Origin of the sequence: Pseudomonas sp. ABC1 (assembly GCF_013395055.1) — a bacterium.
Lineage (GTDB): Bacteria > Pseudomonadota > Gammaproteobacteria > Pseudomonadales > Pseudomonadaceae > Stutzerimonas.
Map to the genome: position 1 here is coordinate 707,356 of NZ_CP058349.1, position 14,877 is coordinate 722,232.

General features: G+C 57.8%; 17 protein-coding genes. 2 read left to right on the plus strand and 15 right to left on the minus strand.

Translation table 11 applies throughout. From position 1 onward, the window contains the following. Positions 1 to 61: 61 nt before the first annotated feature. From HW090_RS02945 to HW090_RS02990, 11 genes are all read right to left on the minus strand, one after another. The gene (locus HW090_RS02945) at positions 62 to 1,333 is read right to left on the minus strand and encodes a secretin N-terminal domain-containing protein (RefSeq protein WP_179112076.1); all 1,272 of its coding nucleotides are present in this window, start codon (positions 1,331 to 1,333) and stop codon (positions 62 to 64) included. Position 1,334: 1 nt separating this feature from the next. After that, positions 1,335 to 2,438 (minus strand): zonular occludens toxin domain-containing protein, encoded by a 1,104-nt coding sequence (locus HW090_RS02950; protein WP_179112077.1) that lies wholly within the window; start codon positions 2,436 to 2,438, stop codon positions 1,335 to 1,337. Beyond that, positions 2,438 to 2,734 carry a DUF2523 domain-containing protein gene (locus HW090_RS02955; protein ID WP_179112078.1) on the minus strand — a complete coding sequence of 99 codons (297 nt, stop codon included), beginning with the start codon at positions 2,732 to 2,734 and terminating at the stop codon, positions 2,438 to 2,440. Before HW090_RS02955 ends, HW090_RS02950 begins: the two co-directional genes overlap by 1 nt. After that, positions 2,734 to 4,305, minus strand: coding sequence for a virulence factor TspB C-terminal domain-related protein (locus tag HW090_RS02960; RefSeq protein WP_179112079.1), 1,572 nt, complete (start codon positions 4,303 to 4,305; stop codon positions 2,734 to 2,736). Before HW090_RS02960 ends, HW090_RS02955 begins: the two co-directional genes overlap by 1 nt. A 189-nt stretch (positions 4,306 to 4,494) precedes the next feature. Continuing rightward, on the minus strand, positions 4,495 to 4,698 hold the full coding sequence (locus HW090_RS02965) for a major capsid protein (protein WP_179112080.1): 204 nt from the start codon (positions 4,696 to 4,698) through the stop codon (positions 4,495 to 4,497). Positions 4,699 to 4,706: 8 nt separating this feature from the next. After that, positions 4,707 to 4,916 (minus strand): hypothetical protein, encoded by a 210-nt coding sequence (locus HW090_RS02970; protein WP_179112081.1) that lies wholly within the window; start codon positions 4,914 to 4,916, stop codon positions 4,707 to 4,709. Next, a complete protein-coding gene (locus HW090_RS17820; RefSeq protein ID WP_256930726.1) occupies positions 4,913 to 5,035 on the minus strand; it encodes a hypothetical protein in 123 nt (40 codons plus the stop codon). The genes HW090_RS02970 and HW090_RS17820 overlap by 4 nt, the downstream gene beginning before the upstream one ends. 16 nt (positions 5,036 to 5,051) lie before the next feature. Next, the gene (locus HW090_RS02975) at positions 5,052 to 5,420 is read right to left on the minus strand and encodes a hypothetical protein (RefSeq protein WP_179112082.1); all 369 of its coding nucleotides are present in this window, start codon (positions 5,418 to 5,420) and stop codon (positions 5,052 to 5,054) included. 302 nt (positions 5,421 to 5,722) lie between these two features. Further along, a complete protein-coding gene (locus HW090_RS02980; protein ID WP_179112083.1) occupies positions 5,723 to 5,917 on the minus strand; it encodes a hypothetical protein in 195 nt (64 codons plus the stop codon). Between the two features lie 3 nt (positions 5,918 to 5,920). After that, positions 5,921 to 6,211 carry a DUF5447 family protein gene (locus HW090_RS02985; RefSeq protein WP_179112084.1) on the minus strand — a complete coding sequence of 97 codons (291 nt, stop codon included), beginning with the start codon at positions 6,209 to 6,211 and terminating at the stop codon, positions 5,921 to 5,923. A 42-nt stretch (positions 6,212 to 6,253) separates the two neighbouring features. Then, positions 6,254 to 6,466: a DNA-binding protein gene (locus HW090_RS02990; protein ID WP_256930670.1), complete on the minus strand. Its 213-nt coding sequence runs from the start codon at positions 6,464 to 6,466 to the stop codon at positions 6,254 to 6,256. 533 nt (positions 6,467 to 6,999) lie between these two features. Between HW090_RS02990 and HW090_RS02995 the strand changes: the two genes are divergently transcribed. Next, positions 7,000 to 7,443, plus strand: coding sequence for a hypothetical protein (locus HW090_RS02995; RefSeq protein WP_179112085.1), 444 nt, complete (start codon positions 7,000 to 7,002; stop codon positions 7,441 to 7,443). Positions 7,444 to 7,541: 98 nt separating this feature from the next. Here HW090_RS02995 and HW090_RS03000 read toward each other — a convergent pair whose 3' ends face one another. The 3 genes from HW090_RS03000 to HW090_RS03010 form a co-directional block, all read right to left on the minus strand. Further along, positions 7,542 to 8,414 carry a hypothetical protein gene (locus tag HW090_RS03000; RefSeq protein ID WP_179112086.1) on the minus strand — a complete coding sequence of 291 codons (873 nt, stop codon included), beginning with the start codon at positions 8,412 to 8,414 and terminating at the stop codon, positions 7,542 to 7,544. 573 nt (positions 8,415 to 8,987) lie between these two features. Beyond that, positions 8,988 to 9,317, minus strand: a complete 330-nt coding sequence (locus HW090_RS03005; RefSeq protein ID WP_179112087.1) for a hypothetical protein — start codon at positions 9,315 to 9,317, stop codon at positions 8,988 to 8,990. 57 nt (positions 9,318 to 9,374) lie between these two features. Beyond that, positions 9,375 to 11,573 (minus strand): OsmC domain/YcaO domain-containing protein, encoded by a 2,199-nt coding sequence (locus HW090_RS03010; protein WP_179112088.1) that lies wholly within the window; start codon positions 11,571 to 11,573, stop codon positions 9,375 to 9,377. 133 nt (positions 11,574 to 11,706) lie between these two features. On the opposite strand from HW090_RS03010, the gene HW090_RS03015 reads away from it, so the two are divergent. Beyond that, positions 11,707 to 12,648 carry a DMT family transporter gene (locus HW090_RS03015; RefSeq protein WP_256930727.1) on the plus strand — a complete coding sequence of 314 codons (942 nt, stop codon included), beginning with the start codon at positions 11,707 to 11,709 and terminating at the stop codon, positions 12,646 to 12,648. Between the two features lie 67 nt (positions 12,649 to 12,715). On the opposite strand, the gene HW090_RS03020 is transcribed toward HW090_RS03015, so the two are convergent. Continuing rightward, a complete protein-coding gene (locus HW090_RS03020; RefSeq protein ID WP_179112089.1) occupies positions 12,716 to 14,734 on the minus strand; it encodes a TonB-dependent receptor in 2,019 nt (672 codons plus the stop codon). Positions 14,735 to 14,877: the final 143 nt, after the last annotated feature.

Here is a 14,877-nt window from a genome sequence, read left to right on the forward strand (position 1 = left end):
GCGCGTGCAGCTCGTGCCTCGCCCACCCGCCCGCCGCCGCGCCCGATCCTTGTCTTGTTCATCAGAACAACCCCATACGCGGGTCTGAGGCCGCTACAGCACGCCCCGACGCCCCTTCCACCGGCACCACCCTCGGGGTCAGGAATATCAGCAGTTCCGAGCGCTCCCGGCTTTGCGCCCGGCGCTTGAACAGCCGACCCATCAGCGGGATTTTCGAGAGCACCGGCACATCGTCCGCCCCCTGCTGCTGGTTCGTCGTATACACACCGCCCAGGACCACCGTTTGCCCGTCAGCAATGCGGATTTTCGCGTCGAGTTGATTGGTCGATACCGGGGGAACCCCGTTCATGGCTGAGCCGAAGTCGGGCATGTCGCGGTTGATGGAGACGTGCATCACCACCGCATCATCCGGCGCAATCGCGGGTGTCACCGAGAGTTGCAGGGCGGCGCGCTTGAACTGGACACTGGTCGCACCATCGCCCGCACTTTGCTGGTAGGGGATTTCAGAGCCGCGCAAGATCGTTGCGGTTTCCCGGTCGAGCGTCAGCACCGTAGGTCTGGACACGATCTCGCCCTGGCCGCTGGACTCCATCGCGCTCAGTTGCAGATCCAGCGACAGGCTGCTGCTCAGATAGCCGAAGCCACCGAGTGTCGAAGCCGATGCAGCGGCTACTGCTGTCGAAGCTGATCCGCTCCAGTTGCCCAGGTTGGCCGAGCTGGCCCAGCGCACACCGAGGTTCTTGGACCAGTCGGTATTGGCCTCAACAATGGACGCCTCGATCACCACTTGCCGCACCGGTACATCGACCGCCGCAATCACACTGCGCAGGCTGTCGATATAAGTGACTGGCAATGCCGCAAAGATGCTGTTGGTTCGCTCATCGACCGCTATCGACAGCCCCGGCATGTCCGCCGCGTTCAGGTACGACGCCCGGAACAGTTCAGCCACGCTGCTGGCATTGGCGTGCACGACCGGCAGCACTTGGCGAATCACTTCGCCCGATAGTTCATGGTGCAGCTCGTAGTTCCGCGACTCCCGATCCTTGGCCACACTGTCAGCCATGGCCGTGACCATCAGCACATCACCGAAATAGCGACTGGAGAGGCCATTGCTCTCCAGCAGCATGTCGATGGCGGCATCACATTCCACATCCTGGAAGTTAAGCGACACGATGCCTTGCACCGATGGTCCCAGGAGGATGCTACGGCCACAGAAGTCCGCCAGTAGCGGGATAGCCACCCGAATATCAACGTCCTGATTCGACAGGGATACACGATCAGCAGCGGTACATGTCAACGAGCCGCACAGCAGCAAAAGCCAGAGATAGCGCATATCAACGCCTCCAGGGTCGGTTGTTCTTTTCAGCATCCGAAACCGTCGAAACGGAGATCGGCAACGAGGAAAACCCAGCGGAGGCGGAAGGCATAAAAGCCCCCTGGCCTTGTGCCTGCTGGGAGGAAGGACGGGCATGGTCGAAATAGCCGTAATCGACCAGGGCAAAGCAGGTCAGCGGATCAATACGGACCCGAGTGATTTGCCGCGTGTAGCACATGCAGGAAATGGCACCGGCACTGCTCTTGAGTACACCGCAGTTGAGGTCCGGGTATGAGGCGGGCTTGGTCACGTCATCGTAGACAGGCGCACTGGACGGGAGAAAGTCCAGGCGTGGCGTATGCGCCGCGTAGTAGGAAAGCGTTGTCTCAATCTGGGGGACTTCGGCTCCAGCAGCGCTGGCAAGTCCTGCCGCGATCACCTGTTCAACCGTTTCCGGGCTGGCCTGTTCAGCCTCACCAGGGTCGATCTTGTCCGTAAAGAACGTGACCAGGTAGTACACCAGCAGCACGAGGATGATCGCCAGCGCAGGAAGCGCATAGAAGATCAGAGGTAGCTTGGCTTTGACGTTGTGGTGGGAGGCCGACTTGTAAACGTCGAAGTACTTCTTATCAATCTTGACGCGGGTGAACTGGCCATCCTTTCTGGCCGTCATGTTGCCGAAGTCGGTCGCACACTGAAATTGATAGCGGGACGTGGACTTGAGGCCGAAAGGTCTCCAGTAGTGGATATGCGAATCGCACAAGCGCCGCAGGTGAACATCCAGCAGGCGGAAGTCCTGAGTAATCAGGTTCAGTTCAAAACCCTTGTGCCGTGCCGTTTCGACCTCAGAGCAGTATGGCGGCACTGGCGTACCGGAAGACCTGGGCGGAAAGAAACGCTGGGCCTCATCGATCACGATGATGGAGTTGTCCGGCAGTTCGTACCACTTGAGCGGGTCATCGAACTCCAGCCACGTGGCCTTGAGCTTTTGCGGGTCGAGGCCATCGATATTGTGGAAGTAGACCAGCCGCGTTTCCTTGCTGGCCTGCTGGTCGATCTCTTTGATGGAGTTAAGGGTTTTACCGTGCCCCATCAGCCCCGTGCGAAAGACTAGAGTGGCCATCAGGTGAAGGTCCAACTCTTGATGGTGTCAGACATGGCACTCAGGCCCATCAGTGTCATTCGAACACTGACAGCGGCGAAGATGATGGAGATCGCATGGTCGAAGCCCATCAGCGACATGATTTGAGGAATGCCCGCCAGTGCGCCGTTGTAGGACGTTCGAATAAGGGTTTCGATCTGATCGACGATCCAGCCGAGGCCGGTATAGGTAGCAATGCCGACGCCCAGAGACCACAGGACGCGAGCGGCAAGATGGCCAACGATGGACAGCAGGATGGTTACGACAAAAGCAGGCATTACTTATCCCTCCTCATGATGATGCGAAGTGCCAGCAGATAAGCGAGCAGGATGATGACCGGACGCAGGTAGATGGCCAGTTGGCACAGCGGCTCATAACTCCATTCAATGGTGATGGGCCTGCCAGCGAGCGTGAAACGGGCATAGAGCGGTGGCGGGCATGAGGCACTACCCCAGCCGCCAATGTTGGAGAACGCGGCACGAAGGTCACCGCCATTCTTTTCTTCAACCTTGCCGTTAGGGTCGCCGTTGAGAACGCCCTGGACGGCTTGCATGGAGTTGCCACCGGCATTACGCCATTCATCCGCCACGCCCTGAGCCAAGCAGGCGTTTTCATGCTGGCGGCGCAACATGGCGCATTGCACGGCATCGCCCTTACAGGAGAAGGTCGAGCAGCTTTCTACGGAGGCGGAGCTTTCTTTTCCATTGCCCTCACCTTCGCCAGCTTCACCAGGATCGCCATTGGATGATGCGATCTTTTCAACAGCCCCCAAGGTTTTACCGGATATATCAACCAGCGCACCGAGTGCGCCCGCAAGTTGACCAGTTTGCCCATTCAGCGCCCCAGAGACTTGGGCTGTATGCTGGCTTAATTCACGAGTGAGTTGCTGAGTTTGATTGCTTAATGAGTCAACAATCTGATTTGAATAGTGTGATATTAAGGTTGCATTATTTGCAATCTGGTTGGTGATCTGGGATGAGGATTGTGAAACCGCGCTTTCAAGAGAGCCCATTGAGCGAAGAACTCCGCTGTACTGCTCGCCGTCTATCTTAGAGTCAGGCACCACCCCCGGGCTATTGCTTTTTATCTCAGATAAAATAGAGCCCAGTGAAGAAAGCAGCTTGCTGCTAAGGTTATTAACGTCCGCAGAAGTAGCCCAGTTACCCGTCACCTCGGATGGCCCGCCATTACTGCCACCACTATTGTTTCCACCGCTGTCACTGCCGCCGCCGTTATTACCACCGCCTGAGTTACCGCCACCCGTATTTCCACCGCTGTTATTGCCACCACCGGTATTTCCACCCCCGGTATTACCGCCACCCGTATCACCGCCCCCGGTATTTCCACCTGGGTTGTGATTGGACCAGTCGTAATCGACCGGCATACCTTGCTGGGCCCCATCGAATTGTTTGCCTGGAATAGTCAGGCATAACTTGCTGGTCGGAGCGGCAGTAAAATTGCAAAATCCAATTCCTGGGGCAGACGAGTAGCAATCTGAGCGACTTTTATATGTATAAGAACATCCAAGGTAACAGGCATTAGTCCCTGACTGCTCTGGTGCGGCAACATAAAGGCGCCCTGAGCTATCTTTGATGATGATGCCGTTCTCACCACGCAAGTTAACGAGACGGTCAGGATTATGCATATCCCATGCTTCTTTGCCGCAATCCTCCTTAAAGACTGTTCTGTAGCCCAAAATAATCATGCTGCTTGAGTAGGGGTCAGGCTTTCCAAAACTACAGGTAAGAGCCATGCCGTTGTCGTCAGACATCTCTATTGTCGAGCCAGGGAATTGAGGCAAATAAGCTTGGCAAACTTCCATCGGCGTTGAAAAGAAATGTTCTCTCACATTGGAGTTGCTAATTCCATAATAAGAGACTTCCGCGAGTGCGAGAGGAGAAAAGGAAATGGCGCTAATAGCGAGAAAGCAGGAGAGACGCGAAGGCCAGCGTAAGGACGATAAGAACATAAGAGTTAAGGTCTATGGACATACGCACACCAAAGTTAAACCCCCTGTACGAATACAGGGGGTACCCGGTTAGACGGCCCGGCGAACCAGGCGGAACACGGCAGCAGCAGCGATGATGACCAGGGCGGCACCGCCGAGAGCGGCAACCGCAGCGGTACCGCCAGACAGTTCAGCCAGAGCTTCGGTAACATCGACCGCAGCGAAGGAAACAGCAGGAACGGCGGCAGCAGCAGCCACACCAGCACGAGCCAACAGCTTTTGAACGTTTTTCATGTAACACCTCACTTGATAGCTTTGCCCGCCACGCGGATAACGAACACTGTTGCGAAGAGCAAAACAACATACGGCATGAGTTCGTTAATCTCGGCGGAAGTTATGCCGGGATGCCCGGCGTTTATCTGATCGCTTGCGACAACTTGCAGAGTTCCGGTGCAACGAACAGCGCCGCTGCTATCGGTGGTCCATTGACCGTCGCAAGCAATCAAATTCATTGCAGGGCCTGATCGATGAAGTTCACGCCAGCCAGGAACCCGTCAGCACTACCCATGGCATAGCCACTGGCGAAGACCAGCGTTGCCAGCAGCAGATCGAGGATGGTTTCCCGGTTCATCGGTCAGGCCCCTGAATCAGGACTTGGCAGCGTCGCCGGGTTTGGCGGCAGACTGTTGCTGGCCAGCAGGAGCAGCCGTGGTGCCCTGGCTGATCGGTTTCTTGGGATTGACGGCCTCGATATGCAGGGCGAGGTTCTTGCCCTTGTTCTGGCCACCACGCGCCACGTCGAAGGTGATGCGGACCAGCTCCAGCGGTTCGAACTGGGCACCGGCGGCGAAGACTTCATCCGCGACTTCATCCGCAGCGGATATGCCGATGATGGAAAGGCCGTGTTCGGTCTTGCCGTCCGGTTCGTCACCGTAGAAGACCTTTACATACTTGGCCCCTTCCATTTCGGTCTTTTGAGTACCCAGGAATGCAACTTCCATAGTCGAACGTGCCATCTGTTGTTACCTCACTTAGTTGCGCTTGTGCGCGTTTCAAAGACAAAGCAGCCCCGGTGCGCCAACTTCACGCAGTGCGTCGTATTGCTTGTGAGCCGGTTAGTTAGGCGCTGCTTTGGGTTTCCTTAATCCCGTACTTGCGTTGTTTACTTCGGTGCGGTCATCGCGTTGACTGGGACACATACCCACCGGCTTTGCCCGTGGATATGTATCAGGCCTCGACCCCGCGAGCGGGGCCCCACTCGGCCCCAGTACAAAGCGGATCAATAGTTGATCCTTGAAAGCAGAAGCGAGAGCAAGCTTCATGCTGTCGCCCTCTCCGATCCGTCGCCGCGCAGTGCCTGGACGATCTCGGTCCACAGCGTCACGCCCCAGTTCTCGCGACGGCCTGCCACGTCAGCAGCGGTCTGCTGGCGTTTCAGGTGTTCAAGCCGGGCACTGGCCAAGGGCAGCAGTTCGAAGGCTTGCGCGGGAGTCAGGACGATGGCTGTAGGCATGGGTTAGCCCTCAAGCTCGAAGGGTTCGTGGATTGGCACGAAAGGTGTGGGTTTGCCACTGTCGTGCACAACGTGCCACCACTTCGGCGGACGCTCGCTTGGCGTGTGTTTCTCGCAGTACGAAGCAGGCGTAACGACCGTCTGGCCATTTGCCCTGGATACGGTTGAAGGGCGGCACTGGTTGCATCGTGTGGATTGGGAGAGAGCGTGTTTCGCCAGTTCGCGTTTCGACCAGCAGACAGAGCAGTCGCAGTCCAGTCGATGCGGTTGATGCAGGTACTTGCTGAGATTCATCGGCGGGTACCTCGATAGAAGGGTCGGGCTTGTTCATTCCATTTACTCCCGCTCCAAAAGCTCTTTTGTCAGCAGTGCCACGTTGACCATCAGCCGCCGCCCGACCTTCAAGCTTGGCAGGTAGCCCCGCTCTACCCAGGTGCGGACCACAATCGGTTCCTCACCCATACCGATCCAATCAGCGAATGCCTGCCACGGCATCATCGGTGGGGCACCGTGCAGCTTTTGTGGGTCAAACCCGTCTGGTGGTAGCATCCTTCTAGCTCCGCTGTGTTTCGCACTAACCAGCTTTACTGGCTGGGCAATAATTTCCCATAGGGCAAATATATCCCAGCTCCCAGCTTATGGGAAGCTATTGCCCAGCTATTAGAATGAAAATTATCTATATGGATACGGCAGGCGATAGAGCCAGGGCATTGATAAAACGCCTAGGTCCTAAAAGAGCTAGTGAGCTAGGTGGCGGTAACCACGACAGATGGCGCAGTGTCAGCAAGGGCGCCGTCCGAGTAAGCACGGAAGAAATCGACGTGCTTGTGAAAGCGTATCCACAATACGCACTATGGCTGGCCAGCGGACAGATACTCCCTGAGGCCGGACAGACCAGCCCGGAATATGATGAAGCCAATGCAAAATTGGCCGCACCCGGCGCGGGATAGCTCTTACAAAAGAAGCAGCACAACGCTGGTTCAACCGCCCCGGAGCACCAGCTAGCCAAGACGTGTAAACCGCATAGGACCTATGCGACAGGATGCAACAGCAAGGCAAGGTATGCCTTGAAAGGAAGCTACATGGCAGAACACCCAGACAGCATCCGTCCTGACCAGGACGAGATACGTACCTATCACCACACGCACAGAATCCGATCCCAAGGTATCAGCCAGGGGAACGCTATTGTCCTGGCGGCCATCATTGGCATTGGCGGCTTTTGGGGCGGAAAAATTGCCTACGACCGTTTCCAGGAATGGCGTGTCGAGCAAGCGCTGAAAGAGTTTGCACAGCAGTTAGAGATCGCAGACCGCAAAGCCCGGCTAGAGCAACAAAGACGCCAGCAAGCTGCCCAACGTCAAGTACAAGCCCATAGAGAACAGAAACGCCAGCAGGCCATTGCAGCCGAAAAGGCACGATATGACGAAGTGTGGAACTCCAGAGCCTGTAAATTCTGGTGGGAACATGATCCGAAAAACCCGGCAGTTATTGCTAAGGCGAGGACGATGCAGACGTGTAAGAGTTAGTCCATGTTATCGCCAAAGGTAGACCACAATACATAACGCAAGAAACCCAACCAAAAGCCATGCAGCTTAGCTACATGGCTCATTCAAAAGCCTACCTCTTATTCATTATCGGCCGTCACCCGACTAGGAATAGTTGGAGTATAGCTTTCGAAAGAATGCTGATTCTGTGGAAAATCAGGCTTACTCAACTGTGGCGGTGGTGGTTTGGGTGTGGGTGTGGGTGTGGGTGTGGGTGTGGGTGTGGGTGGCAACGGATTTTGGGGTTGACTAGAACTTCCATTTTCATTACTACCAGACATGGCCTCACTCCTTTCATGGATAAAAAATTTTAACAATTTATCCACAGAAACACTAAGCTCGTCAAGATTATTTGCCACCGGGGACTCTTCACCAAGAGACACTGAAATTTTTCGAGGGGAAGATGAATCCATATCTGCAGCAACAAAAATCAATACAGCGACAAACAAAGCCCCCCCAGAATAAAGCATATTTAACAGCGCAGTCCTAATCAAGCCATATCGATATTCATTTACCCTACGGTTATGATCAATACACTTACTAGTAGCATCATTCAAATAAAACTCAAATCTTGCATCACGATCCGGTATAGGAATATTCTCCTCATGTTCAGAGTTATAATTCCTAATCTTATCACAATCCGACAAGAGCACTTTGTCGAAAGCATACATTTCCCCAGCCTTTGGAAGCAGCTCATATTTATGCCCGATCAAAGCGTTCCAAGTCGCACGCACAGATTGAAACAAACAAAGTAGAGATAATAAAATAAAAATATAAAAGTTAAGCAGAAAACAAAGCGAAACAGAGTAATCAATCATTCTTCCCATATAAAAAATAACAGCAACAACGCTAGCATATACCGCATAATGCAACTGTAACCTAGAAAAAATGCTCGCCCTAACGCGCAACTCATAAAAATACAACTCCGAAAGGGCCTTACCAATAACACTCATACACTCACCTCAAAAATTCCCGAAAACACATACAACATTAAGTACAGCGCATTAATTTAATGACAAAAAACACCATAATACGAAGGTATTACTCCCTATCCAACCCTTGCCTAGAGTAGTGTCGAAATCACAGCAAAGCACTGAACATGGTTCGATTTACTCGGTTGCCAACTATGCCCCAAAAAAAGGCACAAGCACAGCAAGATATAGCAGATCAATGCAATAGCGCTCAGGCCACAAGAGACTGATTCACGTGGGGAAGCAGACGAGAGCGGAGCAAAGCGAACTTAGCCCGGAGAGGTGTCGAAAAAGTGTCGAAATCAGTGCAAGAGAGAGCCGAAGAAAGCAGCTTGAGATAGGCGGTAAGCCTCGAAAAGCAAGGCGTTGCGGATCACAGCAAGGCGCCGGAAAGGGTTCGATTCCCATCGCCCGCTCCAGATCGCGTCACCTAAGGCCCTGAAAATCGAGAGATTTTCGGGGCCTTTTGCTTTTCTGGGGGCGCAGGTGTCGAAAAGATGTCGAGAACTGCAAACGGTATGCATGGCAACAGCAGGCTGACCTCGACGCAGCGGATCAGTCGTCTTCCTTCTGTTCGCCCAGTGACTGGAACCACTCTGCATAGGGCGTCCGGGTGACGCGACGGCGGTTGTAGTCGGGGCTGCCATCGCTCCACCAGGGTTCGCCACGCTCGCCCAGGGCGACCTTGGCGGCATCGACGCCCGCCCTGGCCTTCTTCAGCGCGACGGCATCGCCGTTGGCCTTGGCGTGCTTCACCTGCCGGCGTGCCTGCATGAGCTCGTTCACCAGTTGCTGGCGCTGCTCTTCCGGCAACGCCGGATTGGTGCAGCGCCAGAGGGTCTCGTTGACGACGAAGTAACGACCATCCGGCGTTCTGGGGTACATGGCGAAGGCTCTACTGACGATGTCTCTATAGAAGGACAGCCTTGCCAGAGGTCGGGTTCAGACGGGACCCGGCACGCTCCTGGCCCGTGCCGCATGCAGTTTCTTGTAGCTGTCGATCAGCCGCTGGTGTCGCTCCAGCCCTTCCAGCTTCATGCTCGTGGGGGCCAGGCCGAAGAAGCGCACACTGCCGTCCAGCGAGCCCAGCACGGCGTCCATGCGCGCCTCACCGAACATACGGCGGAAGTTGGCTTCGTAGTCGTCCATGTCCAGCTCGTCATCCAGTTCAACCTCCAGCGCCACGTTCATGGCCTGGTAGAACAGGCCGCGCTCGACGGTGTTGTCGTTGTACTGCAGGAAGGCTTCGACCAGCTCTTTCGCCTCGTCCAATTGCCGCAGTGCGAGATGGATCAGCAGTTTCAGCTCCAGGATGGTCAGTTGGCCCCAGGTGGTGTTGTCGTCGAACTCGACGCCAATCAGGGTGGTGATGTCGGTGTAGTCATCCAGCTCACTGTCCTCCAGACGCTCGACCAGCGCCAGCAGGCTGGCGTCGTTCAAGCGGTGCAGGTTGAGGATGTCTTCACGGAACGCCAGCGCCTTGTTGGTGTTATCCCAGATCAGGTCTTCCACCGGATAGACCTCCGAATAGCCCGGAACCAGGATGCGGCAGGCCGTGGCCCCCAGGTGCTGGTACACCGCCATGTAGACCTCATGGCCCATGCCTTCGAGGATGCCGAACAGGGTCGCGGCCTCCTCGGCGTTGGCGTCTTCACCCTGGCTGGAGAAGTCCCATTCGACGAACTCGAAATCGGCCCGGGCACTGAAGAAACGCCACGACACCACGCCACTGGAGTCGATGAAATGCTCGACGAAGTTGTTCGGCTCGGTCAGCGCCTGGCTTTCAAAGGTCGGTTGCGGCAGATCGTTGAGACCCTCGAAGCTACGGCCCTGGAGCAGTTCCGTCAGGCTGCGCTCCAGCGCCACCTCGAAGCTTGGGTGTGCGCCGAACGAGGCGAACACGCCGCCGGTGCGCGGGTTCATCAGGGTGACGCACATCACCGGGAATTCGCCACCCAACGAGGCATCCTTGACCAGCACCGGAAAGCCCTGCTCCTCCAGCCCCTGGATGCCGGCGAGGATACCCGGGTACTTGGCCAGCACCGCTGGCGGCACGTCCGGCAGCGCCAGCTCGCCTTCGAGGATTTCCCGCTTCACCGCCCGTTCGAAGATTTCCGACAGGCACTGCACCTGGGCTTCGGCCAGGGTGTTGCCGGCGCTCATGCCGTTGCTGAGATAGAGGTTCTCGATCAGGTTGGAGGGGAAATACACCACCTCGCTATCCGACTGGCGCACGAACGGCAGCGAGCAGATACCCCGCGCCGTGTTGCCGGAATTGGTGTCGTACAGGTGCGAGCCACGCAGTTCGCCCTCAGGGTCGTAGATCGCCCGGCAGTGCGCGTCGAGGATTTCCTTCGGCAGTGCGTCCTTGCGCCCCGGCTTGAACCAGCGCTCGTCCGGGTAATGCACGAATGCCGCGTTGGCGATGTCCTCGCCCCAGAACTGATCGTTGTAGAAGAAATTGCAGTTCAGCCGCTCGATGAACTCGCCCAGCGCCGAAGCCAGCGCACTTTCCTTGGTGGCGCCCTTGCCGTTGGTGAAGCACATCGGCGAATGCGCATCGCGCACGTGCAGCGACCACACGTTGGGCACGATATTGCGCCACGAAGCGATCTCGATCTTCATGCCCAGCTCCGCCAGGATGCCGGACATATTGGCGATGGTCTGCTCCAGCGGCAGGTCCTTGCCTGGGATGCGGGTAGTGGTGTCCAGCACCGGCAACAATAACGCCTGGGCATCGGCATCGAGGTTTTCGACATCCTCGATGATGAATTCGGGGCCGGTCTGCACCACCTTCTTCACGGTGCAGCGGTCGATGGAGCGCAGGATGCCCTGGCGGTCCTTCTCGGAAATATCCTCGGGCAACTCGACCTGGATCTTGAAGATCTGCTTGTAGCGGTTCTCCGGGTCGACAATGTTGTTCTGCGACAACCGGATATTCTCGGTGGGGATGTTGCGCGTCTGGCAGTAGAGCTTGACGAAATAGGCAGCGCACAAGGCCGAGGATGCCAGGAAATAGTCGAACGGCCCCGGCGCCGAGCCGTCGCCCTTGTAGCGGATCGGCTGGTCGGCGATCACCGTGAAGTCGTCGAACTTGGCTTCGAGCCGGAGGTTGTCGAGAAAGTTGACCTTTATTTCCATGCGGGGCACCAGAATAGCGAGCAAGACAAATCGGCCGGCATTATCCGGGTTTTCCAGGGGAAATACCGGCCTTTCGGCTGGGATGGCGCGACGCCGTGTCCGGACTCTGTTGCCGTAGGCCAGGAATCAGGGCATGTTATCGCCCCCTTCACCGCCCGCCTCGCCCACGATGCCTGACACCCTGATACCACGCCGCCTTGCCGTGCTGCTTCTGCTGACGCTGGGATGCGCCTTTGCCGGCAACCATATCGCCGCACGCATCGCCTTCGATGACGGCGCGGGTGTGCTGCTGGCAGTGCTGATCCGTTCCGGTGCCACCGCCGTGGTACTGGGGGCGATCATTTTCTGGCAAGGCCATGGGATCCGCCTGGGGCGGCATGCCTGGGGTTGGCAGCTCCTGCTCGGTCTGTGCATCGCCGGGCAGAGCATTTGCCTCTACTCGGCGGTGGCACGCATCCCGGTCGCACTGGCACTGCTGGTGGCCAATCTGTTTCCCATCCTGCTGGCACTGCTGACCTGGGCGCTCGGCGGCCCCAGGCCGAGCCTGCGCCAGGGCCTGTTGATGCTGCTGATCCTGGCGGGCCTGATCTGCGCCCTCGATGTACCCGGCCAGCTTGCCGGCAACGGCCCTATCTCCTCGACCTGGAAGAACGGCGTGCTACTGGCACTGTGCGGAGCTCTGTTGTTTGCCTCGGCGCTTTGGGTCTCGGACCATAAATTGAAGGACATGCGCGGCTCGGTACGCAGCCTGCTGTCCATGTGCGTGGTGTTCTCCAGTGCCGCATTGGTCAGCAGCACCGAACTGATGCCCTCGGCGCTCGAGCTTCCCCAGCACCTGCACGGATGGCTGGCACTGGGCGTGCTGGCATTGCTTTACGGAACCGGGTTCTCCGTCCTGTTCGTCACGATGCCGCGGCTGGACATGCCGCGTAACGCGCCCGTGATGAACATCGAGCCGGTCGCGACCCTGGCGCTCGGCTGGCTGATTCTCGGGCAAACGCTGAATGGATTGCAGATGCTGGGCGGCGGTATCGTACTCAGCGGCATCCTGCTGCTGAGCTACCGGCATCGCTGACGGTGCGTTGCACACCGCCAGCGAACTGGATGGCCGGCAAAGTGCGGGCCATCCCGATAGCAGGTGATCAGAACGCCAGGCGAACGCCCACGGTCAGGTTGCGTCCCGGCAGCAGCACTTCGTCCTTGATCAGCGAGGTGTGGTTGCGGGCCTTTTCGTCCAGCAGGTTATTGCCCTTCAGGTAGAGGGTGTAGTCGGTCTGGCTCAGCGAACCGCTGTAGCTGAGGCCGGCACCCAGCATGTTGTAGCCGGCGGTCTCGCTTTCATAAGCGGCAATGCTGTCCTGGCGCTGGACACGATAGAACTCCAGTTGGCCGTCGATGGCCTGGCTGAAACGCTGGTCCAGGCGAACGCCCAGGCGATCCGCTGGAATGCGCGGCAGGTCGCCACCACCATCACGCAGCTTGCCACGCACATGGTCACCGAAGAGGGTGAACGCCGTAGCATCGGTAGCCTGGAAGCGCACTTCGCCCTCGACACCGGTCAAGACCGCATCCTGCTGCCGGTACTCGATCTCGCGATAACCACCACCGACATCGTGGCCGGTGTCGGCGGCGTAGATGAAGTCGTTCACCTGGTTGCGGAACAGGCTGACGCTGAAGGTCGTGCGGCCGGCGAACTTGCGCAGGGTCAGTTCGGCGTTGTGCGAGGTTTCCTCGTCCAGGTCCGTATCGCCCAGTTCGACGGTACGCGAGGCGGCGTGCGGGCCGTTGGCATAGAGTTCCTCGGCCGTTGGCAGGCGCTGCGAGCGTGACAGCGAGAAGCCCAGGGAATACTCGGGGGCGAACGTCCAGACCGCGCCAGCCGAGACCGAGGTGCCATAGTGGCTCGTATCACGGGCGCCGTCGGCGTCGATGCCCTGCCACTCATGGCGCAGGCCCAGCTCATAGCGCCATGCGCCGGCAGTGTACTCCTCCAACAGGAAGAGGCCATGGTTGCGCGTGATCGTCGGCGGAACGTAGGCCTCCTCGCCGGTGGTTTCGAAGTCGCGGCGCAAGGTCTGGGCGCCCAGTACGCCACGCCAGCCGAACAGGGGCTGGTGGGTCAGTTCGATACGGGCGTCGGTTGCGTCGTTCTTGAATCGGGTGCCAACTTCGCTCCCTTCGATCTCATCGTGCCGGTACTGATTATGCCCCACGCGCAGCCGCGCCTTTTCGAAGCCTGGCAGCGGATCGTAGAGATCACCGCGCAGGTCCCAGCGTTTCTGCTCCATGTCGATGTAGGGCACGCCCTCGTGCTCGTCATCATGGCTGTGCCCATGCCCGTGACCATGGCTGCCGCAGTGCCAGTCGCTCGGCCCGTGCGTATGGCAATCGGCATGTTCGTGGGCCAACAGGCCATAGCGCTTGTTCTGCTCGCTGTAGGCCAGACCGATATAGCCACGCTCGCCGATGAAACTGCCACCGATGGAGAAGCTGTCGGTGTCGTTGTAGGCCCCCTCCTGCTTGCCCGGAGAAGACGGAATATCGTACTCGTTCGCCTGGCTCTTGCTGCCTTCGGCACGAACCGCAAAATTGCCGCTGCCCGCGGTGATACCGAACAGGCCAGCGCCTTCGTTCGCCACGCTGTTGGCACGAACTTCCGCCTCGCCCTCGTAGCCTTTTTCCGGCACCTGGGTCGGCACCTTCTTGTCGATGACATTCACCACACCGCCAATGGCACCACCGCCATAGAGCAGGCTGGCCGGCCCCTTCAGGACCTCGATGCGCTCGGCCAGCAAGGGCTCGATAGTCACCGCATGGTCGGCGCTGATGCTGGAAGCATCCAGTACCTCGACGCCATCGCTCAGCACCTTGACCCTGGCACCGTCCAGGCCACGGATCACCGGCCGCCCGACACCTGGGCCGAAGCTGCTGGAGTTGACACCGGGCAGCCCTTCCAGGGTTTCACCGATCGTAGCGCCACGACGCTTGATGAGTTCGTCGCCTTCAAGCACCTCGACCGGGGTGGTCATTTCATGGCGCTGGTTGGCCAAGGGGCTGGCGCTGATGACCGATGAGTCCAACCTGACCGGTTCGTCGGCCCAGGCGCAGGAAGCAAAGGCCAGGCTCACGGCCCAGGCCAGGGGATGACGCATGAGTTGCATGTAATCCTCCAGAAGACACCTTGTCCGATGCACGGGCAAGGCGGGTAAATCGCAGAACACGAATGCCCAGGAAGGGCGTCAAGAAACGAAGCCCGAACAAGCTACCATGTTATTACATAACAATTAAAGCCTCTCAATTACCC